Below are 23,589 nucleotides of genomic sequence, written 5' to 3'. Positions count from 1 at the left end.
GCTGAAATGGGGCGTTTTTCATAGCGGCCACCCTTAAAGCTTATGGCTAATACTTTAAGAATGGCAGATCTTCAACAGTTTACTCAGACATAGCCAAAAAGAACCTTATTAATAATGGTGGGCTGTATTATTTCTTTAACGCTATGGAAGTTCTTTCTCTGGAGCTAAAGCCATATAAAAAGTGGCTGCTGTCAGGATTATAAAATCTCCGGCTTCGCCTCAACTTTTACCAGCCGCAGAGCCGGGCGTTATACTTTTCTACATGGATCAGCAATGGACATAGCTATAGAAAAATACATATTTGATAGTATCAATGATGGATTCAAATCCGGATTTGTTGAGATTAAATTTCCGGATGAAGAATATCCTAGATTCTTAACATTTTCTAATGAATCTGTTCTTCTTCATTCGTGCGGTAGTAGCGATGTAATTTGGCATTTCGCTCCTGGCGATATTGTCGCAGAACTTGAACATATCTCTATTTTATCAAGCAACACTGATGCTATTGAGTTAATCTTTCAATCTGAAATTAAAACAGTAAATTTTAGTATTAATAGACATGGCGTTTATTGGGGTCGGTAAAATTTTAACAATAGCAGTAAATCGGAACGGATTTTAATCCGGTTTCGCTGTGTTCCACAAACTTAAAAGCCGTCCGTTGCTGCGGGCGTTAGTGGTTGCCAAGGACGGAGGTATCTGGATATGTTTGAGGGAATGATAAGAGTCACGGGACACTTTGCGTTAGGTCTTACTATTATTGGCCTAGTCTTTCGGTCTACTCTTTACTGGTTGATTCCAGTAATGCCGGATGAACCTTTTGGTCTGGCTGATATCATCGAACTACTTATCTTCTATTCTCTTTTTGGTAGCGGCGTGTTCTTGATAATTTCTAGTCTAGTATTGGCAGTGTTTAGAAAAGCGAAACCAGCTATGAAGGCTTTTAGTATAGGCTTGTTGTCTCCTTTACTCTATTACGTGATTCATGCGTATGTACCGAAGTTGGTTTAAGTATGAATGAGCTACCACTAACAATAAATTCAAGTCGTTCGCAAGCGGGCTTTGACCTAAAAATATTCACTTTTTCGGCCTCTTAACTGAGCATTAGGTGTCCGAGTTACCCATGAACAGTAGACACCTTCTATAGTTAGGCTTACCCCTGACGCGGAGGTGCAAGATGGCCAGGAAAAAGGGTGTTAAAGTGATTTGTAATGCTATTGAAATTTTTAATTTACCTTATATTAAATAGAGTCTGAAAAATAATATGAATAAAAACGTAGTCGCAGGTCAAGCTATTTACTCAAAGAAAGTCCTATCAATATACGATTTGTGGGTTTTGGGCTTCTCTAACCATCTTTTATGGAAATGCCCAACACGTCTCATCAGTAAACAGTTTGCAGATTTAGTTACAGATAACCACCTTGATGTGGGTGTAGGCACTGGATATTACTTGAAGAAAAACTTGGTAGCTGATCATAAGCGAATTGCTTTGATTGATTTGAACGAAAATAGTTTGGAATCTACGTCTAAAGCTATCCGGCTTTTAAATGCAGAAATTTACTGCCGGAACGTTTTAGAGCCCCTATCACTTGATTGTAAAAAATTTGATTCTGTAAGTATCAACTACTTGCTGCATTGCCTGCCTGGCAGTATGTCTGAAAAGAGCATAGTTTTTTCACATTTAAAAGAAGTCATGAGTGTAGGAAGTGTTTTATTTGGCAGCACTATTTTAGGTAAAGGTACTGCGAAAAATATGTTCGCTCAGAAGCTTATGTCTATTTATAACAAGAAAGGTATTTTTTGTAATGCCCAAGATGAACTGAGTGCATTAGAAGATGGGCTGAATAAGTATTTCATTAACGTAAATGTAACCGTGGTTGGTTGTGTGGCGCTGTTTTCAGCTACTAAAATATAAAATTATTTAAAATAGGTTGCACATGAATAGTCGATAACCTCTTTTGCGCAGCTAGCCCCCAATCAATATCAGTTTCCCTGTTTCAGGGTCACGATACACCTGTCCTACCGCTTCCATACCGGCACCTTGCTGTTCGATGCCCTGTGGTAGTTGGGGCAGCTCCCGTCCTTGGGTCATAACTTCTGTGGGCGTTTTGAAGTGCTGCTGCAGTGTGCCGCTTTGGGCCACCAGTGCGGCGATCAGGCCACAGGCAAATACCAGCATCAGGTCGAGCAGGTTAGCGAGTGGGCCGAGAGGCTCGGCTTCTTCCTGGTCAAAGCGGCTGCGTCGCCAATGGCTCATAGGTTGGCCTCCGTGCGGGTGTGGGCCGACTCCATTCGGGTGATCAGCTGGTCATACCAACGGCGGCGCAGGCGGGCGAGTACAAAGCCGACAATGCCGGTCAGCAAGCCAATGACTGTAGTGTCAAAGGCAACGGTCATGGCGGTGGTCAGGATCGACAGTTCACCATCGCCCAGTGCCGATAGTCCTGGTCCAAGCGGGATAAGAGTGCCCATCAGCCCCAGCATGGGTGCGATGCGGGTGATGAAGTCGGCTCGGTCGATGCGGCGCATGCCCTGTGCCTGGGCGGCGTTAAGATCACCGCTGTACTCCAGGCGGCGCAGGCCGCCTCCGCATTCACCCAGCGCCAGGCCAATTTCCCACACCGCCAGCGCGAGCAGAAACAGCAGTCCCCAGATCACCGGCTGCAACAGCAGGCCAGTGATCTGGTGCATCAGTTCGGTCGAGAAGGATGCAAGCATTAACGGTGTCCTCCAAAGCGGCCACGCAGCAGGCCACCGGCCAGTAACAACAGCAAAATGGCGGCAGCAAACAGTAGCGGGGGCGAGATGGGCTGGGCCTTGTCGCTGCTATCGGCGCTGTTGGCATCTGCATTCTCGACGGGGTCGGTCAGTTCGGTGATCTCGTTGGCACTGGCCGCTGTGATCTCCTGAATACGGGTCGCCGGTTGGGTCGCAGATTCAGCTTCGGGCTGACGTGCGGCGTCGAGTACCTGTTGCAGTGCGGCGGCTTGTGCGGCCGGAATATGATCGCTCACGAACGCATACACGGGATGCGATGGATGTGTGTGGCCGCTGCCGGGCAGGCCGAAACGGGTGATATTGTCGGCAAAGTCTGCCGATAACTGTGCCAGCGTGTCGGCGTCGGTGTCCCAGAAGCCTTTTTGTGCAGCCACCAGCAGGATGGCCATCATGTTGCTGCGCACTTGCTGGTTATGCCCCTGTTGCAGAAAGTCATCCAGTCCCAGCTCCAGGCGGTCGTCCAGGTATACGGCTTTTACTTCGTCCCACATCCAGCTTTTGATCAGCTGTGGGCTGGTGGCCTGCCAGCCCCAGAGGTATTCCATGAACTCGCTGCCCATGGTGCGGGCACCGGCGTAGCCTTCGGCCATGAGCGGTTTGAGCCATTGCGGGTTGAGGTAGCGGCTGCGCAGCTCTTGCCCCAGTGCCTTGGCCAGCGGTTCCAGTGTGGCTTGTTCACGACGAGAGTGGTCGATGACGAAGCTTTCCGGTGGCTGTCCGGTGACGGTTTCTACCGCCAGATTAAGGCCGCCGAGGTAATCGAAGGCGTCGTTGTTGTCGATCAGGCCGTACAGATGGCTGGCACGGCCAAGGTAGGTCTGGCGGATCTGGCCCAGTTGGCGGTTGAAGGCGTCGTGGGCACTTTGGCCGTGGAGGCCGGTGCCGTAAGCGTGGCCCATGCGGTTGATGTATGCCTGGCCAAGTTGGGTGCGGTCTTGCCAGCTGCCGGAGCGTTCCACCAAGCGATTGATACCGGCACCATAACTGCCGGGGGCTGTGCCGAAGACACGCAGGCTGGCCTGGCGGCCCAGCTGGTCGCTGTCGGCCAATGCCGGGTTAGCCTGCAGCAGGCGGCGGGTTTCGGCTACCCAGTGGGCGGCAACAGCGTTACTGCTGAGGGATTCATCGGTGGTGCTGACCGCATATTCAAGTGGGGCCAGCGCCCGTTCCAGTGCCGGCAGCAGGGCGGGGTAGTCACGGGTGATCACGTCACGGCTGGCGGCCAGTGCCATCAGTCCGGCCTGATCAAGCAGTTCCAGCTGACCGGCGTAGAGATCACGGAACAGGCCAGAAGTGGTGAATACCACATCGCGGCGTTGCGGACGCTGTGCATCCAGCGGCAACAGTTCCAGTCCGTTGATGATGCCACGGCTGTTCCATACCGGGCGTACGCCCAGCAGGTCCAGACCGAAGGCGATCATGCTGCCTTCGTCACGCACGGCATCAGAGGCCCACAGGATCACCGCTTCCTTGCCGTCCGGGGTCGGGGTTTCCTGTCGGGCCTTGCTGGCCAGTTCTGCGCCCAGTGCAAAGCCGAGACGGGTTGGCAGCAGGCTGCCATCAAGGGCAAAGAAGTTGCGGCCGGTGGGCAGGGCTTCCGGTGTGCGGATCGGGTCGTTGCCCTTACCCGGCGCGATGTAACCGCCGCTTAGGGCGTTGAGCAGGGCGCTCATCTCGGCATCGGGGGATGCGGTCAATGCGGTGCGCCATTCCGGCTTAACCTGCTGATTACCGGCCATGGAGGTGAGCAGTGTGTCGATCTGTTCGTTCTGCCAGGGTTTGCCGAAGGTATGCAGCCCCAGCGGCATGAATTTTTCCTGCAGGTGGGTCAGGTAGTGACCGGTTTCGTGCAGCAGCAATTCGTCGTCAATCTGGTCGAAGCCGATGCCGCGCACCTTGAGTTCTTCGTCCATGCTGGCAGCGAGTTCGTCGCGCAGTTTCAGCGCATCAATCTGTGCCCGCAACTGTTGCACGGCGCGGTGGCGGGTGTCGGGATCGGTGGCGGCCTCGGCGCTCTCGATCAGTTGGCGCAGGCTGAGCAGGTCGTCGTACAGCTCGGTGGTGGCCAACGGGGGGGTGAGGTGGTCGATCATCACGGCACGGCCACGGCGCTTGGCCTGAATGCCTTCGCCTACGCCATCAACGATGTAGGGGTAGATACCGGGCAGGTCACCGGCAATCAGCGATGGGTAATCTTCAGCCGTCAGGCCGGTAGCTCGTCCCGGCAGGAATTCATAGGTGGAGTGGCGGCCCACATGCACCAGCGCATCGGCGGCGAAGCGGTCGCGCAGCCAGTGGTAATAGGCCAGATACTGGTGCGGCGGCGGGAAGGACATGTTGGCGTGCAGCAGTTCTTCATTCAGCTCCCAGCCACGGGGCGGCTGCGGCCCCAGGAAGATGTTGCCGAACTGAACGCCGGGCACCAGCAGTTTATTCTGCCAGACCATGGTGCGGCCCGGTGCTTCACCCCAGCCACGCAAGCCTTCGATGCCCATGGTGATGATCGCCTGGCTGAGTTCATCGGCATGCTGCCACAGATCGGCACGGGGCCCCGTGGCCAGCGTCGGGTCGCTCAGGCGCAAGTAGGCGGATTCCAGCTGGTCGAGTAGATCCAGTCCGCGCTCCCGGCCGGGGTGGCGGGTGCCATCCAGAATGTGACGCAGGTCTTCCAGCACGCGCGCGCTGCGGGCCGCTGCGACATGGGCCAGTTCGCTGTCCAGTGCGGGGGCCTCCGGTGACAGCAGTGGCTGCAGTTGATGATGCAGGTGGGCCAGCGGGCCGAACTGCATCTCCTGCTGAATGCCTTCCGGCAGCGTGGCAAACCATTGGCGGTAGTCAGCGGCGCTGACCGTGTTGATCTGCCCGGCCATGGCGGCCAATGCACTGCGGTCTTCCGGCAGGTTTACACCGCGTGCCTGCAACTGGTCCAGCAGGGCTTCGGGGGTCTCCGGCAACGGGCCGGTGCTGTAGCCTTCGGCTTGGAGTGCATGCAGCATCTGCCATAGGGACCGCGGCACGTTGAGATTGTCGGCACCGATGTTGTGTCGGCCCGGTGGGTGGTTGTAGTAAATGATGGCGACTCGTTTGTCGGCATTGGGTTTGGTGTGCAGGGCAAAGCCTTTGCGGATACGGCTGACCAAGTAGCCGATCTCCGTGTCCAGCGGCTGCAGCTGGCTCAGGATGACGCCGGTCTGCGGATCTCGTGTCGGGGCGGCGGCCAAAGCCAGAACGTGCGGCTGGCCGGTGCCTTGCAGCTCGGGCATTGCCAAGCGGTAATGGACCGAGTCGGTCGGCAGGCCTTTGGCCGACAGGCTAAAGTGGGCACGGTCAAGTTCAGCTATGCGGATCGCCTTGTAGATCGGCACGTTAAGCTGGCTGAACAGCTGGGTTACGTCTTCGCGGTGTTCACCGCCGCCAATAACGAAGTCCTGTAACGCGATGATCGCCCAGGGAGCGGTTTTCGGGGCCATTTGACCGATCTGTTCAACCGCCAGGCGACTGCCGTCACCCCAGGCAGCCGCGACTGACAGGCAGCGCATACCCTCTGCACGTTGGCAGATTGCACGGTGCAGAGCACGGTTCTGCGGATGATCACCCTGGTTGCTGTCGAGCAGGAACAGGGTGGGGCGGTCGGCTGAGGTATGCCCGTCCAGTGTCAGCCGTTGGCCGTTTTCACTGATGCGCACGGCGGCATGTGGCTTGGCTTGGGGAGCCGGGGTATCCAGCAGCAACGACTGCCAAAGGCGATTGAGGTTGTCGGTATCGCGGAACTGCCAGTACGCACGGTTTGTCAGCCAATGCTTAAACGACGGAAAGGCATGCTGTTGCGTGTCCAACCAGGGCTGGAACGGTTGGTCTGCGGGTGGGCGGGCGAAGAGGGTGGAGCGTGCAGTGTCGTCCAACGTCTGCATCCGGCCACCGTCACGGTCGTTGTGCAGTGCCTGCAAACGCCGGTCGCTGTGAAAAATGTGGCGCTGCTGTGTTGTCGGCAGTTGCAGTGCCAGCAGGCGCTCGACCGAAGGACCGAAAACGCCGCCGATCAGTACCTTTTCTGCCGATTGCAGCAGTGCCTGCAGCTCGGTATCGGTCATCTGTTCCAACTGGGCGCTGGTGCGCAGCTGGATTTCGAACAGCGGATGCTCCACGAGAAACTGGTGGGTCGCGCTCGCCATCAGCGGGGCGGTACGTTCGGACACCAATGCTACCGCTTGTGTGGCCGCGTGCAGCTGGCCAGCCATCAGTTGCAGGAAAAACAGCAGCATTATTCGACCGGCCCGGCCGAGCGAACAATGATAATCAAGAACAGATTGGTTGCGCATGCAGACTCCATAAAATCCACACGCACCGGCAAGTGACACGCCGCATCGCGGCCTGCACAAAACAGAATTCGGACTACAGGAGCGATTTGCAGGCAAATACGTCCGTGTAAGCCTCATGCTGTTTCAGGAACACCCCGCCTGATGCGCATATTCAGGCACCCAGGCGGGTGCCACCCATTGCAGGCCGGTCTCCGGGCTTGGTGTGGTCGTTACCGACACCCCACCGCCTTCCCATGCTGTGCACAGTGGCTTTCTGGTGGGTACAACACCTTACCGTTGCGGGGGCAGCGCAGGATTTTCACCTGACTTCCCGATTATCCCGGCGCGCATAAAGCGGCAGGGCACCTGCAAATCGATGCGGCAGAGTACAGAGGCCGAGACATGGATGCAATAACCCGAACAGACCTTGTGCAGACCGACGGGCTATTTCAGCGGAAAAAGGCCTGAAACTGCCCCGGTGTCAGTGCGGTACGTTGACGGAAATGGCGCTGGAAATGCGCCTGATCGGCAAAGCCCAGCTGCAGGGCTACCTCTCCGAGTGACGTGTGTGGCTGCTTTAATAAGGTGCGGGCACGACGAATCCGCTGATCCAGCTGCCAGGCATGTGGCGGCAGGCCGTAATGTTGTCGAAAGAGGCGGATCAGTTGATAACGGCTTAACCCGCTGGCTTCACTCAAGACCTCCAGCGTCAAATTATCTTCCAGACGGTCCATGATCAGTTCACTGACGCGCTGCAGTTCGGGCAGGCGTTTATGCCGTGCGTTGATGCTGATGGGATTGCCTGCAAGCAGAGGACAGATAAATTCGATCAGCTCGCTTTCCGCTGCTAATGCCTGAGATGGGTGTGACAGCTGGTTGTAGAGGCGGTCAAACGCTTGATAAAGGTGTTCACCCGTCTGATAGTCGGCGCGAAACGGACGATAATCGACGGTCGAGGGCGCAAACAGTTCGGCTTGAAGTTGTCCCAGCCAGGTCGTGTCGATAAACAGCATACGGTAGGACCAAACGCCCCGGTCCGGATTGCAGGCGTGTACATCACCGGGATTGATCGTAACCAGCATACCTTTGCTGGCCTGATGGCATTGGCCGCTGTTGCGGTAACTGGCACTGCCTGCATCAATGGTACCAAAGGAAAATTCATCATGGGCATGGGCCTGATAACAGGCTGAGGACTGGTTGGCCCGGCGCATGTCGATGCAGGGCAGTGCCTTGCTTCTGGCGAGTTGCACGCTGTCCTTGTCCATGACGAGCTCCTTATGATTCTGTGAGCATAACGATAACAGTGGCGGCCAATATACCGCCCAAGGCGCGGTTAAAGACGGTCTGGCGACCGGGCTTCCCCAGCAGGGTGTGAAACAGTTGCCCTGCGACAGCCCAAAACCCTACGCCCAGCAAGCACATGCAAAATGATACGGTCCCGAAAATCAGCAGCCATTGCAGGCTATCCGCCTGATTGCTGACAAAGAGCGCCACACCGGATGTGGATACCATCCATGCCTTGGGGTTGAGTAGTTGAACTAATGCACCTTCTGTCAGCTTGGGAGCTGTGATCGCCGTTACCTCACCAAGCGTGTCAAGCGGGCGCATGGTTGCAATACGATAGGCCATGTACAGCAGAAAAGCACTGCCGAGATACAGCAGCCCTTCTGTGAACAGGGGAAGCAGCCGCCCCATCTGGGCAACCAGAAAACCGGATGTAAGCACCACCAGCGTGTACCCGAGCGTGGCTCCGAGTACATGTGGAAAGGTTCGAACCATGCCGTAAGTTGCCCCGGAGCTGGTTGCAATAATGTTGACCGGACCCGGTGTGATCGCCCCAATCAGTGCAAATGCCAGCATGGAAAGGATCGTGTTGAGCATGAGGGGTGCCTCGGTAGTGATGAGGCGGACAGTCTAATCAGGGCAACCTGAGGTGTATTGAACGAAATTGCGGTCAACTCCCTGGCTGCAAACGGCCCGCGTTGAGTGATAGCGCAGGCCGTTGTCTTTTGTGGCTATTGTCTTGCCGGGACGAGGAACGTTGTAGCCTTCGAGGTGGTTAGGGTCTGGCCGTTGAAGCTGAAGACCAGTTCAGAACGTGGACTTTCGATATCGGTTGCACAGATACGGTAGGGTACCCAAGTTGCGTTGCTCTCTTGCATCTCCAGCTGTGCCGGGCCGAACACTTCATACGTGTGGTCGCCAGTGATGGCAACGTTGATGACTGGATCAGAGTCGCTGAAGCTTTCCACCTTGACGTGGTAAAGGTTACAGAAGGTGTCTTCATCCAGCTGGATGAACAGGGCGTTACGGTCACGGCGTATTTCTACCAACAGGCTGCTGGTTGCGGTAAAGCCGTAGAGTACGGCTGCTGATGCGCAGACGATGGCCGCGCCGTAACCGATCAGGCGTGGACGCAGGAAACGCGGTGCTTCGTGCGCCAGCTCGGTTTCAGAGGCAAAGCGGATCAGGCCTGCAGGCTTGCCGATGCTGTCCATTACCGTGTCGCAAGCGTCGATGCAGGCACCGCAGTCAATACAGGCCGCTTGCAGGCCGTTACGGATGTCGATGCCGGTGGGGCACACCTGCACACAGATGCCACAATCCACACAGTCGCCGCTGTTGCTGCTTTTTCCGCGTTTGGCCGCGCGGGGTTCGCCACGTTGCGCATCATAAGTGACGGTGCGGGTGTCGCGGTCAAACATTACCCCCTGGAAACGGGAATAGGGGCAGGCGTGCAGGCAGATTTTTTCCCGTACCAGGCCCGCGTTGGCGTAGGTCAGCGCGGTCATGATCAGGAGCCAGCCCCATAAGGCCGGTGACAAACCCAGCGTAATGAAACCGTCGACAATGTCACGCACAGGGATGAAATAGCCGGTAAAGGTGATGGCGGTCGCCAGTGACAGTAACCACCAGAGCAGGTGTTTGGCGCTACGGCGCAGTAACAGTTCTGCCGTCAGTCCCGCTTTATCCTGCTTGTTGCGCTTATTGGCGCGGCCTTCGGTGAAGTCTTCAATGCGAATAAACAGCCAGGTCCAGATGCTCTGTGGACAGGCAAAACCACACCAGACACGTCCCCAGGCAACGGCCATGAAAAACAGCAGGCAGGCTCCCGCGATCATGACTCCCGCCAGTAAAGGCAGGTCGTGCCATGACAGGGCATTGCCGAACAGAATGATGCGGCGTTGTTCAAATGAGAACAGCAGCCATGGAGTGCCATCTATCTGGACCCATACCAGCCCGAAAAACAGGGCGATCATCGGCCAGGTGGTTAATCGGCGCAGGTTTTGAAAGCGACCTTCGGTGAGGCGTACATGAAATTTCCCGTCCTTGGCGAAGGTCGGGGTGTGTTCTTGAACAACCGGTATTTTTTCCATGGTGATGATCCGCTGGCAGACAATGGCGGAAGATTACGCTTGTAATTCTGATGGGTGCAGGTATAAAAAATATAAATACGATAGGAACAGATGAGGTCACGTTGACGTACCGCTATCAGCAACTTGAGCAATGGCTGTTGCAGGGTATTCAGGAACAGCGCTGGCAGCCGGGCGGGCGCTTGCCATCGATACGCGAACTCTGCAGTCAAAAATCCCTGTCCAAGGCAACCGTGATGCACGCTTTGCAGCGTCTGGAAGCGTTGGGCCTGGTCGAGGCGCGCCCCAAATCCGGTTACTTTGTGACTTGCCGACCGGTACAAACCCAGGCGCCAGCGGTCCCAACGCAGATCGCCGCGCCGCGACCGGTGACGGTGAGTGATGTGCTGCTGGATATCATGCGCCGCAGTGCAGCGTTTGATCTGTTACCGACCCCACAGGCTGGAGATTTGCCACATTCTCTGGTTACGCTTAACCGGTGTATTGGCCGCGCCTTGCGGCGGCAGAAGGGGAATGACTACCAATATTATGATGAACCGGCCGGTGATGGGGCACTGCGAGAGCAGATTGCCGTGCATGCATCGCGTCGAGGCTGGTCAGTGAGCCCTGAGCAGCTGTGTATCACCTCAGGGTGCCAACATGCCCTGTTTCTGGCGTTGATGGCCAGCTGTGAGCGTGGCGATGTGGTTGCGGTTGAGTCACCGGGATTCTATGGCGTGTTGCAGTTACTGGCGCAGTTGGGACTGCAGGGTGTGGAGGTGCCATCGTCCAGTGATCAGGGCATGGACCTTGATGCGTTTGAGCAGGTGTTGACGCGCTGGAAGGTCAAGGCCTGTATTGTCTCACCGGCTTTTGCGACGCCAAGCGGTGCGTTGATGCCACCGGCCGCGCGGCTACGACTGATGGCGTTGGCCAACCGCCATGATCTGGTCGTGATCGAGGATGATATCTATGCGGATACGGCATTCGGTGTCATCCCTGACCCGCTGAAGGCGCTGGATACCGAAGACCGGGTCATACTGTGCAGTTCGTTATCCAAATCGTTGTCACGGGATTTACGCCTGGGTTGGGTGTCCGGTGCCCGCTGGCATGAGCGCATCCAGCATTTGAAGCTGGTAACACAGCTGGCCAGCAGTCGTTACTTGCAGCAGGGTGTGAGCGACTTCATGGCCGATGGCAGCTATGCCACGCATGTACGCCGCCAGCGTACCGAGTTGCGTAACCGCCGTGATCAACTGTTAAGCGCTCTGGCCAGCTGGCCGATGGATATCCGCGTCAGCCGACCGGAAGGCGGGTTGGCTGTGTGGCTGGAGCTGCCGGAACCGGTGGATACGCTGTCGTTGTACCACCGGGCGCTGGAGCAGGGAGTGGTGATCACACCGGGGCCGCTGTTTTCAATTACCGGCCAGTTTGGCAACTGCCTCAGAATGAGCTTTGCTCACCCCTGGGATAATAGCCGCTTGGAAGCCCTGGCCCGATTGGCCACGCTGATTGAGCGTATCGGTTAGGGCGTTGCCCTTGATGCTGTTCCCATGAACCCCCGCAGGCAGCGTATGCCTCGTGAATCGGGCAATGGGCCATCCAGACAGACCGTGTTGTCCTTATCCAGAACAACAGAGGCGTCAAGGTTCGGGTAGTAGGGGTTCTGAAACCGCTTGGTCGCTGCGTTCTGCGTGTTGTTGTTCAAGCTGTTCAGGGCATTGAATAGCCTGAATTTAAGCTCCAAGTCATGCATTCTGGCCGCATATTCACGCATGTTTGGTAGCGCAATATTGTTCAGAATGGTGCCGACCGGGTTCCGAATCCAATGTTGCTGAGGCTGAGGAACTGAGCTCTGTTCTATATGGGCTACAAACTCTGCCGGTGACAGTTCCGAACTGATCACGAAATCCTGATAGATCGGCAACAGAGCATTGGTAGAGATGCCGGGTTTGAACAGAAAATGCACGAACCAGACCGGTATGTCCGATGTTTGGCTCAGTAAATCCGGTCGTCCATCCATCTGCTGATACAGGAAAGCGGCACCTGCCAGCTCACGCGCCATAGCCTTTGCCAAGCTTTTTTCTGCGGCGGTCAACGGTGAAACTTGGCGTGCCGGTTGCAGCTCAAAACGGGAGATCAGTGCGTTGGTGGCATCGATCTGGTCGGAGAGTAATTGAACGGCCACCATCTTGCCGACCAGATGACTCTCCTGCGCCAGCAAACGTCGTAGCTGTGCGGTGGTGTATGCCAATTGCTGCAGGGCTGTGTCAGGTGTGCCTGTCACGGCGTTGCGGATACTCTGCAAGATGGCCAGTCGGCTGGCCTTGAGCAGGTATTGATAGTGCGGGAAAGGCTCAGATAACCGCGGTCGGGTGAGGACAGCATAATCATCTATTGAGAGGAATGTTTGCCACCGCTGGAGCAGTTCCCCGTGTTCTTGCACCGCCGCTGCTAAGGCTGCTTCATTGGCAAACAGGCTTTCAAGGCAGCCTGTTTGCTTGAACGGGCAAAACAAAGGCCCTTCCGGTAGCGCCAATTCATCGTTCAGCGTAGTGGATACCGATGAGGGTGCGGCGCTCTGCTCCTGCTCACGGATCTGTGCTAGCAGGCGGTGGCCCGTTGCTGCTGGTGATTGGCCGGCAGCGCTGTGAATACCCATCAGATAGGTATAGGCCCGGCTGCTTTCGGGTGGCTCTGCCGTGATCAGCATGGCGGTCACTTCAGGCAGCAGATCATCATCCTGTTGTTGAATGATGATGCTGGTCACGCTTGAGATCAGGATGACCAGAACGATCAGTGTGATTTTCATTGGGTGTTCCATTCCATGGATTCAGATAGTTATTGCGACAGGTATGCAAGTACCTCGGCATGGTTACCGCGGAAGATGATGCGGCTGGCATTGCGTTCGCTCTGGAAGTGGTACATCGGATCGTAATACTCGTTCAGCAAGGCGGAGATCCAGTCGCGGTGCCTTTCGGTTGCGCCGGTGCTGTGCTGTAGCGCCAGTGCCTCATCCATAATGGCCGCCAAGCGTTGATAACGCTCACTGCCCATGCGTTTGATCAGGTTCTTCAGGCTCTGGCGCAATCGCGCCGCATAGGCGTCGAAGCCGCTCTCGCTGCCTTGAAGGGCGATAAACTCGGCTGACAGTTCAACAACATAGTCGCGCAAAATACGTTCTACACGCCGTTCATGTTCTTCCTCCAGCCAGACCAGCGGCGAATCGATAAACCGGCGATGCAGCTCCAGCGGTACGTGGCAGCTGCCAATGGCGCGGTTTTCGTCTTCGATGACAAACTGGTTGATGCCAGTATCACGCTTGCGCAACACGTCGATGGCCAGACTGTTCTCAAAGTTGATCTGGGTCGGTTGTGTTCGGGCGTGGCGGCCAAAGCTGGAGCCGCGATGGTGAGCCCGGCCTTCCAGATCCAGTGCGTTGTTCAGTTGTTGCAGCAGCTCAGTCTTGCCGCACCCGGTCAATCCACCCAGTTGCACGAACTGACACTGTGCCGCTGCCGCATCCAGGGTGTCGATCAGAAAGCCGCGCAGTGCCTTGTAGCCACCGGTGATTAAAGGGTAATCGACACCGGCTTCACGCAGCCATTGTTGGGTGGTGCGTGAACGCAGCCCGCCGCGAAAACAGTACAGGTAGCTGTGGGGATGGGCGTTGGCAAATGCCACCCACGCCTGTACTCGTGCCGCCTTGATGTCACCATCCACCAGACGGTGGCCGAGCCTGATGGCGGCGTCCTGACCGTGCTGTTTGTAGCAGGTACCCACGCGATGGCGTTCGTCATCGGTCATCAGTGGCAGGTTCTGGCTGGTCGGAAAGGCTCCCTTGGCAAACTCGATGGGCGCGCGCGTATCCAGTAATGGCTCACCACTGAGAAAGATACTGCGGTAATCGGCACTGCTGGCGCTCATCAGCAAACCTCGACGGCATATTCACCAGCGGCAACCAGTTCGCCAATGGGGCTTAGGGACAGGCCCAGTTCGCTGGCGCAGGTCAGAAACGCGGCTTCGGCTTCGGGGGTTACGGCAACCAGCAGGCCGCCACTGGTTTGCGGGTCACACAACAGTTGCTGCTGCGCAGGGCTAAGGGCAGCGACGCGGTGGCCATAGCTGTCGAAGTTGCGACCGGTACCGCCGGGTATGCAGCCTGCGGCCAGATAGTACTCAATACTGTCAATTCGGGGGACGGCATCATACTGCAGGCGAGCGGTCAGGCCGCTGCCGTCAGCCATTTCAACCAAGTGACCGAGCAGACCGAAACCGGTGACGTCGGTCATCGCACAGACGCCTTCGAGCGCAGCAAAATGCTGCCCGGGACGGTTCAGCGTACACATCAGATCGCGGGCAACGCCAATATCGTCAGTGCGCAGCTTGCCCTGTTTTTCAGCCGTGGTGAGAATGCCGATCCCCAGGGGTTTGGTCAGGTAGAGGCGGTTACCAGCCTTGGCGGTGTCGTTGCGTTTAAGCTGAGCCTTTTCAACCCGTCCGGTGACGGCCAGACCAAAGATCGGCTCCGGTGCGTCAATGGAGTGGCCACCCGCCAAAGGCATGCCAGCCAGCTCGCAGACCGAGCGCGCACCCCGAATAACATCTCCCGCCACTTCCGCCGGGATCAGGTTGATCGGCCAGCCGAGAATGGCGATCGCCATCATCGGTGTGGCACCCATGGCGTAGATATCGCTGATCGCATTGGTTGCGGCGATGCGGCCAAAATCAAAGGGGTCATCCACGATGGGCATGAAAAAGTCGGTGGTCGAGACGATGCCGGTGTGTTCATCAAACGCATACACCGCTGCATCATCCCGTGAAGCGTTGCCCACCCACAGCCGCGGGTCCAGTGTCTGGCTGCCACTGCCGGAGAGGATGGTGTCCAGCACAGCGGGAGAGATTTTGCAGCCACAGCCAGCGCCATGGCTGTATTGGGTCAGACGAATGGGAGCGGTCATGAATCACCCTGTAAAGCATCAATGAAAGTAACAAAAAGTAACCAAACGAAGCGGTTGAGGTCGAAGGATATCAGCAGGGCTGGCATCTGGCACGGGATAATCGGGTGTTTAGTCAGTGCAGAGCTATACTGAAACACTTGGATGTGATGTTTTGGTTTGTGTAACTTATTTGATACGGAATGTTAGGCTACGGGTGTTGCCTATAGTTGATAGGGTGCCATGGTGTTCGTGTCTGAATATTGGGTGCCGCAGCAGGGATAAGCTAAATGAGAAGAACCGAACAGACCCTTCTGGAACAGATGCGCATTACTGAGCTGGAAATTGATAATCGCAAGACGCTGTTTTCGATTACAGCGGCTGATTGCGAGAGGCTGGCTCAGATCAAGCCCATGATCGAGCGTGAAGTGGATCGCCTGGTACATCAGTTTTATGACTTGCAGACGAGTGTGCCGGAAATTGCATTGTTGATCGGTGATGCGGATACCTTGCGGCGTCTGCGTGGAGCCCAGCGCACCTATGTGATTGATCTGTTCAGCGGGTTTTATGACATCGAGTATGTCAATAATCGGCTGCGTATCGGTATGGTTCACAAGCGGATAGGGGTTGAGCCAAAGTTGTATCTGGCGGCTATACATCAGCTTAAAACCTTGCTGAACGCGCTGTTGGCCAGGCTCATACCGGATGCGACTGAAGCGCGCCACATGATCATGTCGGTAGAAAAGCTGTTCATGTTTGATATATCGCTGGTGTTTGATACCTATATCCGCAGTTTGATCTCTGAGATAGAGGCGTCAAAAGAGAAGTCTGAATGCTACGCCAGTGAACTGGAAGACAAGGTCAAAGAGAGAACCAAACAACTGGAAATGATGTCGCGCACGGATGCATTGACCGGCCTGTTAAATGTCCGCCATCTGGTCGAAACCTTGACCCAGTGCCTGCGCGCCGCTCAACGGCGTCTTGAATCGCTGACGGTGGTGTTTCTGGATATCAATGATTTCAAACGCATCAATGATGAAGAAGGTCATCAGCGCGGGGATGAAATTCTGCGTACAGTGGCAGATGCGATTCGCTTGATTTCACGTACTGAGGACTACTGTTTCCGTTATGGCGGCGATGAATTCTGTATTATTCTGCCGCGCTGTACGGAAGCACAGGCCCGACAGTCTTACGGCAAGCGGTTGATTGCCGAGGTCAACCGCCATGAAGCCGGGTTGAGCATCAGTGGCGGGTATGTCCAGGCGTGTCCGGCCGAGCATGCCTCGGCGGAAGAGCTTATTCGGATAGCCGACGAGCGCATGTATCTGGACAAGCAGCAATACAGACAGCAAGGCATCGTGAAGGTGGAGAATCAGGAGCAGGACGAGCCGCCGGCAAATCCGCACTAGGTCGATGCTGGCGGTTGCGGCTCCCCATCGGTGCCCGCCAGTTGGCGCTCAACCTCTTCCTTGATCATCGCTTCAATCTTCATCCGCACATCGGGTGGCAGGTTGAGCAGTTCTGCTTCTGTCAGCCCCATCTTGTGTAGCAGGCTGTAGCGGATACGCTCGGCCGGTGTCATCTCCAGCATCCTCATCAATGCCTCACGGGTATTGCTTTTGGCATCTTGGGTATCTGTGGTGCTTTGCCGGGCCTGTTCGGTACGGTCGGCTGCCGTTTGGCTGATCTGTTGTGCCAGCATGTCGGCAAAAACGCGGTTATCGGAGGCCGTCGGCCCTGTGCTGTACTCAAAGTTTGAAGGTAGTAATTCAGGCGGTTTGGTGGTGATGTTCATCGGGTGTCCGTTCCGTTGGCTGATGAAGTTCACGTGCTGTCCGCGATAATTTAGCAAGAACCATTCCAATATGCGTGTGGAGGCCGGCTGCTGCTGATACGGGCAGGTGTTGCAGATGCGATGGATTTAAACCTGCACTGGACGGCAAACGGTTGCCGCCTGCTGGCAAGGCATTTCAGCTGTTGCTATGGTGAAATGATTCATTATGGTTCTGACACCCGATCTTGCAGGAGCATATATGGCCTTTACTTCGGCAAATGCCGTGGACCTGGATACGGGTTACCTCATTGAGATCAAGGGCCAGGTTCAGGGGGTGGGGTTTCGGCCACATGTCTGGCGCACCGCCGTGTCGCTGCAGTTATGCGGTGATGTGTGCAATACGGCGGCGGGTGTGCGGGTGCGGTTGCTGTGCTCTGCGTCGGAATGTGATCGGTTCGTACAGGTCTTATTGCAACGCTTGCCGCCGTTGGCACGGGTCGAACAACTTCGGACTGTGGCGCTGGCGGCAGATGTGCTGAACGCTATCGCGCCGGGCTTTCAGATTACGCCTTCAGCAATCGGCGAGGCTGAAGCCACCGTGCCAGCGGATGCAGCGACCTGTGTTGAGTGCCTTGCCGAGCTGTTTGACCCAACCGACCGGCGTTTTCGTTATCCTTTTATCAACTGTACGCACTGCGGCCCGCGTCTCGGCATCATTGAGGGCATGCCTTATGACCGGGTACGTACAACGATGTCGGCGTTTACGCTGTGTCCAACCTGCGCCCGCGAGTATGCCGATCCATCCAGGCGACGCTTCCATGCCCAGCCCAACGCCTGTCCTGATTGTGGCCCGCGCCTGTGGCTGGAAACAGGGAAGGGTCAACGACTGGAAGCTGACGACCCTTTTGTCTTGCTGGCAGCGGCATTGGCACAGGGGCAGATCGTTGCGATCAAGGGGCTGGGCGGTTTCCACCTGTGCTGCGCGGCCGACAACACTTCTGCTGTGCGCCGTTTGCGACAGCGCAAGCAGCGACCAGCCAAGGCACTGGCGCTGATGTTCCGTGATCTGGCCCACATGCGTACCCATGTCGATCTCGACCCGGAAGAGGCGGCCTTGCTGACTTCAGCAGCGGCCCCGATTGTGCTGTGTCATCCCGATGCCAGCCGTCCGTCAACAGGGATATCGGCCGAGGTTGCACCCGACTCGGCATATCTGGGCTGCATGTTACCGGCGACGCCCTTGCATCATCTGCTGATGGCGGCCGTGGATGGCCCGCTGGTGATGACCAGTGGTAACCGTTCCGGTATGCCTCAGGTGATCGATAATGAGATGGCACGGTGCCAGCTGGGCGAAATTGCAGATCTACTGGTTTTCCATGACCGGCGGATCAGCCATCGGGTTGATGATCCGGTCATGCGCATTCAGGCAAACAGCGGTCAAGCCGAGACCGTGCGTCCCGGTCGTGGGTTGGCACCGTTGCACCTGCCGCTCCCGCCTGGCTTCGCCGCGACCACCGAGGTGCTGGCGCTGGGCGGTGATCTTAAAAATACCTTTTGTATGGTCAACGGCGGGCAGGCCATTCTGAGTCAGTATCTTGGTGATCTGCAGTCGCTGGCCATTCACGAAGCGGCAATCGATACCCGTCAACGATACCGGCAACTGTACCGGCACCGACCTGTGCTAGTGGTCTGTGATCGGCATCCGGGGTATCACTCGACGATGATGGCACAAACCATTAAAGCAGAGCGTTTTCTTCAGGTGCAGCATCATCATGCCCATCTTGCTTCATGTCTGGGGGAGTATGCCTATCCACTGGCGGGGTCAGCGGTATTGGGTATCTGCCTTGATGGCACCGGATACGGTAAGGATGGCGGACTTTGGGGCGGTGAGTTCCTATACGGTGGTTATACCGGGGTTGAGCGGCTGGCCTCGTTGCGGCCCTGTGCCTTGCCGGGGAGTGCTGCCGCGGTGCGTGAGCCGTGGCGGGTACTGGTGGCGCAATTGCTGGCTGCAGGGGTTGATCCGGCGAGCACGGCGGATATCTGGCCCTGGCTGGCGGCGCACTCGCTGGAAACCATTGAGCGCATGATTGCACAGGGCGTGAATGCACCGCTGACAAGCTCGGCTGGACGGTTGTTCGACGCGATGGCTGCCGCATTGGAGTGCTATGCTGAAGCTATCAGTTACGAAGGGCAGGCAGCAGTTGCGCTGGAGACCTTGGCCTTGCGCCATGGTGGCAGCAGCGAGGTAGTGCCATATCGCTGGGCATTGCTCGATACCGCAGAGGGTCTGCAACTGGACAGCCGCCCCGTATGGCGACAGGTTGTGTCCGATATGAGGGCCAAGCGTACACCCGCTGAAATGGCGATGGCCTTTCACCTGGGGCTGGCCGATGGGTTGGCGGAGCTGGCATTGCGGCTCCAGCAGGATCACCCCTATGACACCTTGGTGATGACCGGCGGGGTGATGCAAAACGCCCTGTTGGCCGACCGTCTTGAGCAGTTGTTGAATGATGCCGGTATCCGTGTGCTACGGCATCGGCAGGTGCCCTGTAATGATAGCGGTTTGAGTCTGGGTCAGGCGTTGGTGGCACTGGCCATGCTACAACGGGAAGGCGGTGACGATGCATGAGCTGTCGTTATGCCGAGCGTTGATTGATCAGCTGCAACAGCAGGCGGCTGTCAGCGGGTTCAGTCGGGTCACCCAGATCTGGCTGGAAGTCGGTGTGTTGGCGGCGGTAGTGCCAGAGGCGATGCAGTTCGGTTTTGAAGCGGCCAGTCATGGCACGTTGGCGCAGGGCGCGCAGCTGCATATCATCAGGCTGCCGGCCGAAGCATATTGCCGTGCGTGCGGAGTCAAAACGGATATTCAGCAGCGTTACCAGCCTTGCCCGCACTGCGGTGAGTTCCAGTTAGAAGTGGTGTCGGGTGAAACGCTAAGCGTCAGAGAATTGGAGGTGGAGTGATGTGTGGACTTTGTGGCTGTGATCACCCGCGTGAACATAAGCATGAACATTGGACGCAACCGGGTGCAGCACCTGCCGGTGATGCACATGAGCAGTGTCGCTTGCAGGTCGAACTGGATCTGTTCAGCCAGAACAATCGCTACGCCAAAACCAATCGAGACGATTTTGAACGCCGAAATCTGCTGGTGCTCAATCTGGTCTCCAGTCCAGGGTCGGGGAAAACCGCACTCCTGGTTGAAACCCTGCGGCAGCAACCGGCAGAGTGGCCGGTAGCCGTCATCGAGGGCGACCAACAGACGCATCAGGATGCCGACCGTATCCGCGCCACCGGTGCCGAGGCGGTGCAGATCAATACCGGTACACTGTGCCATTTGGATGCTCATATGATCGGCCATGCCATGGAGCAGCTGCCCGACTTGCACAACGGCGTCCTCTATATTGAAAACGTGGGCAATCTGGTGTGTCCGGCGGGATTTGATTTGGGTGAGGCGGCGAAAGTGGTGATTCTGTCGGTGACCGAGGGTGACGATAAGCCGCTCAAATACCCTGACATGTTTCATGCTGCACAATTGATGGTGCTGAACAAGATTGATCTGCTGCCGTATGTGGATTTTGACGTTACCGCTTGCATTGAATATGCCCGCCGGATCAATCCTGACATTGAGGTTATCCAGCTTTCGGCGCGCAGTGGCGAAGGCATGGTGTCTTGGCTCGGCTGGCTGGAACAACGCCAGCGGGGACAGTTGCAGGCCCGTATCGAACAGCTGGAAACCGAGCTGCAGACGCTCAAGGCGCAACTGTAGCCGCAAGGAGTGAACCATGTGTTTGGGTATTCCGGGTGAGATTGTCGCGATCGATGATGCAGCCACATTAACCGCTGTTGTTGAAGTGTCGGGGGTGCGTCGGCGGGTCAACCTCGCCTGTGTGCTGCCCACCGGAGCTGATCCTGCCTCGTTGCTGGGATACTGGGTGTTGGTGCATGTGGGCTTTGCGATGAGCCTGATTGACGCTGAAGAGGCACATCAAACCCTGCGATTGCTGGCGGAACTGGAGGCCTTTGCCGATGAAGTTCGTTGATGAGTTTCGCGATCCGGCCTTGGCCAAACAGCTGCTGACCCGCATTGCACAGCGGATGGCATCGCCAGTGCTGCAGGCGCGGGCACCGATCCGCATTATGGAAGTCTGTGGCGGTCATACCCATTCAATCTTTCGCTACGGACTGGAAGCACTGTTGCCACAGACACTGGAGTTGATCCATGGTCCCGGTTGTCCGGTATGCGTGTTGCCGCGTGAGCATGTGGATGACTGTCTGGCGATTGCCGCGCAGCCGGATGTGATTTTCACTACCTTCGGTGATGCGATGCGAGTGCCTGGTTCACGGCAAACATTGCAGCAGGCACGGGCGGGCGGGGCCGATATCCGGATGGTTTATTCCCCTTTGGACGCCTTGCAGATTGCGCGGGAAAATCCACAGCGGCGCGTCGTTTTTTTCGGTCTCGGCTTTGAAACTACCATGCCGGCCACTGCGCTGACGGTGCAGCAGGCGGTGGGTAAGCAGGTCGACAATTTTTTTCTGCTGTGCCATCACATCACGATTGTGCCGACGCTTAAAGCCTTGTTGGATGACGAGGATGTCTGCGTGGATGCCTTTATCGGCCCCGGACACGTCAGCATGGTCATCGGACTGGAGCCCTATGGGTTCATTGCGGAGCAATACCGCAAGCCCTTTATCATCTCCGGCTTCGAGCCTCTGGATATTCTGCAATCGATATTGATGCTGCTCGACCAGCTGGTGGAAGGGCGGGCGGAGGTCGGCAATCAATACAGCCGTGTAGTGCATGAACAGGGCAATATCCAGGCGCAGCAGGCCGTGGCCGAGGTATTTGAGCTGCGCGAACGTTCGGCCTGGCGCGGGCTGGGTGAAATCGACCAGTCCGGGGTGCGTCTGCGCACGCGTTATGCCGCCCTTGATGCCGAGCGGGAATTTGCCCTGCGATCCACACGCGTGGATGATCCGGCAGAATGCCGGTGTGGTGAAGTGCTGAAGGGACAGCTGCAGCCGCAACAGTGTCCGTTGTTTGGTTCAGGCTGTACGCCTGCTCAACCGATGGGCGCATTGATGGTGTCGTCGGAAGGTGCCTGTGCCGCCTGTTTTCAATACCAAAGGAATGATAGCCAGTGAAGACCGAAAGTACCGATGCGAACACCTCTGATCAGGGCCTGATTACGCTGGCGCATGGTGCCGGTGGTCGGGTCATGCGTCAGTTGATTGAGAGCATCTGCGTTGAAGCCTTCAATAACCCGGCGCTGGCGTTGCTGGAGGATCAGGCCCGTCTGGATATGGCGGAAATAGCCGCACATGGAGACCGCCTGGCCTTTACGACGGACAGTTACGTGGTTGATCCGCTTGAGTTTCCCGGCGGTGATATCGGCACATTGGCCGTTAACGGCACGGTAAACGACCTTGCGGTGAGCGGCGCGCGGCCGTTGTATCTGTCTTGTGCGCTGATTCTTGAAGAGGGGCTGGAGATCAGTCGCCTGCGTCGAATCATGGCGTCCATGAGTGATGCTGCGGGGGTAGCGGGGGTCAGTATCGTCACCGGCGATACCAAGGTGGTGCCGCGAGGCAAGGGCGACGGAATGTTCATCAATACCAGCGGGATCGGAGTGATTCCCCAAGGCGTTGAGTTAGCGGCCAGTCGCTGCCAGCCGGGAGATTGCGTCATCGTCAACGGCACTTTGGGTGATCATGGCGCGGCGATACTGCAGGCGCGAGGGGATTTGGCACTGGAAGCAGATCTGGTCAGTGACTGTCAGCCATTACACGGGCTGATAGCACGGATGCTGGCAGTGTGCCCGCAGGTGCATGCGTTGCGTGATGCGACTCGGGGTGGTGTTGCTGGTGTGGTGTACGAGTTTGCCGAGGCTTCGGGGCGGGCGATCCGGCTGTTTGAAGACCAGCTTCCGGTGCGGCCCAGCGTGCGGGGCGTCTGTGAAATTCTGGGGCTGGACGCGCTACATTTCGCCAATGAGGGCAAACTGGTTGCTGTAGTACCACGTGAGGCGGCGGATAGCATGGTCGCTGTGATGCGTGAACATCCGGCGGGCCGTGACGCTTGTATCATTGGCGAAGTGCTTGATGGTCCTGCCGGCAGTGTCCAGATCAGCACCCTGATGGGCGGAGTGCGTTTGCTGGACCTGCCGATCGGGGAACAGCTGCCCCGGATCTGCTAGCCTGCTTAGCGTTTGGGACCGAATAGAAACCAAAGCACCAGACCCAGTACCGGCAGCAACAGAATCGCCACCACCCAGACAACCTTGGTGGTCGTACTGGCGCGGCTCTGTATGGTCTTGATAATCGCCATCACGTCCAGCACCAGTATGATCAGACCAAACAAGCCAGTGACTTCAATACTCAACATGCATGTTTCTCCCTAATATGATGAATGGGGTGACTATATCACGGGAATATCTCGGGAATATCAC

21 protein-coding genes and 1 riboswitch are annotated in these 23,589 nt (G+C 56.7%); of the genes, 10 read left to right on the top strand and 11 right to left on the bottom strand.

Going from position 1 to position 23,589, the window contains the following annotated elements; genetic code table 11:
* Positions 1 to 273: 273 nt before the first annotated feature.
* Positions 274 to 582, top strand: coding sequence for a hypothetical protein (locus CLV44_RS15395; protein ID WP_106593010.1), 309 nt, complete (start codon positions 274 to 276; stop codon positions 580 to 582).
* 679 nt (positions 583 to 1,261) lie between these two features.
* A complete protein-coding gene (locus CLV44_RS15385; RefSeq protein WP_106593008.1) occupies positions 1,262 to 1,912 on the top strand; it encodes a class I SAM-dependent methyltransferase in 651 nt (216 codons plus the stop codon).
* A gap of 51 nt (positions 1,913 to 1,963) precedes the next feature.
* Here the strand turns inward: CLV44_RS15385 and CLV44_RS15380 are convergent, their stop codons facing one another.
* From CLV44_RS15380 to ccoG, 6 genes are all read right to left on the bottom strand, one after another.
* Complete coding sequence (locus CLV44_RS15380; RefSeq protein ID WP_106593007.1) at positions 1,964 to 2,254, bottom strand: DUF2149 domain-containing protein; 291 nt, start codon at positions 2,252 to 2,254, stop codon at positions 1,964 to 1,966.
* Positions 2,251 to 2,715 (bottom strand): MotA/TolQ/ExbB proton channel family protein, encoded by a 465-nt coding sequence (locus CLV44_RS15375; RefSeq protein WP_106593006.1) that lies wholly within the window; start codon positions 2,713 to 2,715, stop codon positions 2,251 to 2,253. Before CLV44_RS15375 ends, CLV44_RS15380 begins: the two co-directional genes overlap by 4 nt.
* Positions 2,715 to 7,094, bottom strand: coding sequence for a cobaltochelatase subunit CobN (locus tag CLV44_RS15370; protein ID WP_106593005.1), 4,380 nt, complete (start codon positions 7,092 to 7,094; stop codon positions 2,715 to 2,717). The genes CLV44_RS15375 and CLV44_RS15370 overlap by 1 nt, the downstream gene beginning before the upstream one ends.
* Positions 7,095 to 7,259: 165 nt before the next feature.
* A riboswitch (cobalamin riboswitch) is annotated at positions 7,260 to 7,458 on the bottom strand.
* A 64-nt stretch (positions 7,459 to 7,522) separates the two neighbouring features.
* Positions 7,523 to 8,338, bottom strand: coding sequence for a helix-turn-helix transcriptional regulator (locus CLV44_RS15365; RefSeq protein WP_106593004.1), 816 nt, complete (start codon positions 8,336 to 8,338; stop codon positions 7,523 to 7,525).
* Between the two features lie 10 nt (positions 8,339 to 8,348).
* Positions 8,349 to 8,954, bottom strand: a complete 606-nt coding sequence (locus CLV44_RS15360; RefSeq protein ID WP_106593003.1) for a LysE family translocator — start codon at positions 8,952 to 8,954, stop codon at positions 8,349 to 8,351.
* A gap of 134 nt (positions 8,955 to 9,088) precedes the next feature.
* Entirely contained in the window at positions 9,089 to 10,450 is a 1,362-nt protein-coding gene (ccoG, locus tag CLV44_RS15355; RefSeq protein ID WP_106593002.1) for a cytochrome c oxidase accessory protein CcoG, read from the bottom strand.
* Positions 10,451 to 10,551: 101 nt separating this feature from the next.
* Between ccoG and CLV44_RS15350 the strand changes: the two genes are divergently transcribed.
* Positions 10,552 to 11,955, top strand: coding sequence for an aminotransferase-like domain-containing protein (locus CLV44_RS15350; RefSeq protein ID WP_245912707.1), 1,404 nt, complete (start codon positions 10,552 to 10,554; stop codon positions 11,953 to 11,955).
* Here CLV44_RS15350 and CLV44_RS15345 read toward each other — a convergent pair.
* From CLV44_RS15345 to selD, 3 genes are read right to left on the bottom strand one after another with little or no spacing between them, the layout of a single operon-like run.
* The gene (locus CLV44_RS15345) at positions 11,952 to 13,238 is read right to left on the bottom strand and encodes a hypothetical protein (RefSeq protein WP_106593000.1); all 1,287 of its coding nucleotides are present in this window, start codon (positions 13,236 to 13,238) and stop codon (positions 11,952 to 11,954) included. The two genes, CLV44_RS15350 and CLV44_RS15345, sit on opposite strands and share 4 nt — an antisense overlap.
* A gap of 29 nt (positions 13,239 to 13,267) precedes the next feature.
* The gene (mnmH, locus tag CLV44_RS15340) at positions 13,268 to 14,353 is read right to left on the bottom strand and encodes a tRNA 2-selenouridine(34) synthase MnmH (RefSeq protein WP_106592999.1); all 1,086 of its coding nucleotides are present in this window, start codon (positions 14,351 to 14,353) and stop codon (positions 13,268 to 13,270) included.
* Entirely contained in the window at positions 14,353 to 15,387 is a 1,035-nt protein-coding gene (gene selD, locus CLV44_RS15335; RefSeq protein WP_106592998.1) for a selenide, water dikinase SelD, read from the bottom strand. The genes mnmH and selD overlap by 1 nt, the downstream gene beginning before the upstream one ends.
* Positions 15,388 to 15,653: 266 nt before the next feature.
* Between selD and CLV44_RS15330 the strand changes: the two genes are divergently transcribed.
* Positions 15,654 to 16,772: a GGDEF domain-containing protein gene (locus CLV44_RS15330; protein WP_106592997.1), complete on the top strand. Its 1,119-nt coding sequence runs from the start codon at positions 15,654 to 15,656 to the stop codon at positions 16,770 to 16,772.
* On the opposite strand, the gene CLV44_RS15325 is transcribed toward CLV44_RS15330, so the two are convergent.
* Positions 16,769 to 17,158 carry a hypothetical protein gene (locus CLV44_RS15325; RefSeq protein ID WP_106592996.1) on the bottom strand — a complete coding sequence of 130 codons (390 nt, stop codon included), beginning with the start codon at positions 17,156 to 17,158 and terminating at the stop codon, positions 16,769 to 16,771. The genes CLV44_RS15330 and CLV44_RS15325 overlap by 4 nt on opposite strands.
* A 238-nt stretch (positions 17,159 to 17,396) precedes the next feature.
* Here CLV44_RS15325 and hypF point away from each other — a divergent pair, with 238 nt between their 5' ends.
* From hypF to hypE, 6 genes are read left to right on the top strand one after another with little or no spacing between them, the layout of a single operon-like run.
* Positions 17,397 to 19,769, top strand: a complete 2,373-nt coding sequence (gene hypF / locus CLV44_RS15320; RefSeq protein WP_106592995.1) for a carbamoyltransferase HypF — start codon at positions 17,397 to 17,399, stop codon at positions 19,767 to 19,769.
* A complete protein-coding gene (hypA, locus tag CLV44_RS15315) occupies positions 19,762 to 20,103 on the top strand; it encodes a hydrogenase maturation nickel metallochaperone HypA (RefSeq protein ID WP_106592994.1) in 342 nt (113 codons plus the stop codon). The genes hypF and hypA overlap by 8 nt, the downstream gene beginning before the upstream one ends.
* Positions 20,103 to 20,906, top strand: a complete 804-nt coding sequence (gene hypB, locus CLV44_RS15310; protein WP_106592993.1) for a hydrogenase nickel incorporation protein HypB — start codon at positions 20,103 to 20,105, stop codon at positions 20,904 to 20,906. The genes hypA and hypB overlap by 1 nt, the downstream gene beginning before the upstream one ends.
* Before the next feature lie 16 nt (positions 20,907 to 20,922).
* Positions 20,923 to 21,180 carry a HypC/HybG/HupF family hydrogenase formation chaperone gene (locus CLV44_RS15305; RefSeq protein WP_106592992.1) on the top strand — a complete coding sequence of 86 codons (258 nt, stop codon included), beginning with the start codon at positions 20,923 to 20,925 and terminating at the stop codon, positions 21,178 to 21,180.
* Entirely contained in the window at positions 21,167 to 22,285 is a 1,119-nt protein-coding gene (hypD, locus tag CLV44_RS15300; protein WP_106592991.1) for a hydrogenase formation protein HypD, read from the top strand. The genes CLV44_RS15305 and hypD overlap by 14 nt, the downstream gene beginning before the upstream one ends.
* Positions 22,282 to 23,337 (top strand): hydrogenase expression/formation protein HypE, encoded by a 1,056-nt coding sequence (hypE, locus tag CLV44_RS15295; RefSeq protein ID WP_281257838.1) that lies wholly within the window; start codon positions 22,282 to 22,284, stop codon positions 23,335 to 23,337. Before hypD ends, hypE begins: the two co-directional genes overlap by 4 nt.
* 5 nt (positions 23,338 to 23,342) lie before the next feature.
* Here hypE and CLV44_RS15290 read toward each other — a convergent pair whose 3' ends face one another.
* Complete coding sequence (locus CLV44_RS15290; RefSeq protein WP_211298162.1) at positions 23,343 to 23,525, bottom strand: PLDc N-terminal domain-containing protein; 183 nt, start codon at positions 23,523 to 23,525, stop codon at positions 23,343 to 23,345.
* Positions 23,526 to 23,589 lie beyond the last annotated feature (64 nt).

Origin of the sequence: Marinobacterium halophilum, from assembly GCF_003014615.1 — a bacterium.
Lineage (GTDB): Bacteria > Pseudomonadota > Gammaproteobacteria > Pseudomonadales > Balneatricaceae > Marinobacterium > Marinobacterium halophilum.
This window is presented reverse-complemented; position numbering and strand designations above follow the sequence as displayed.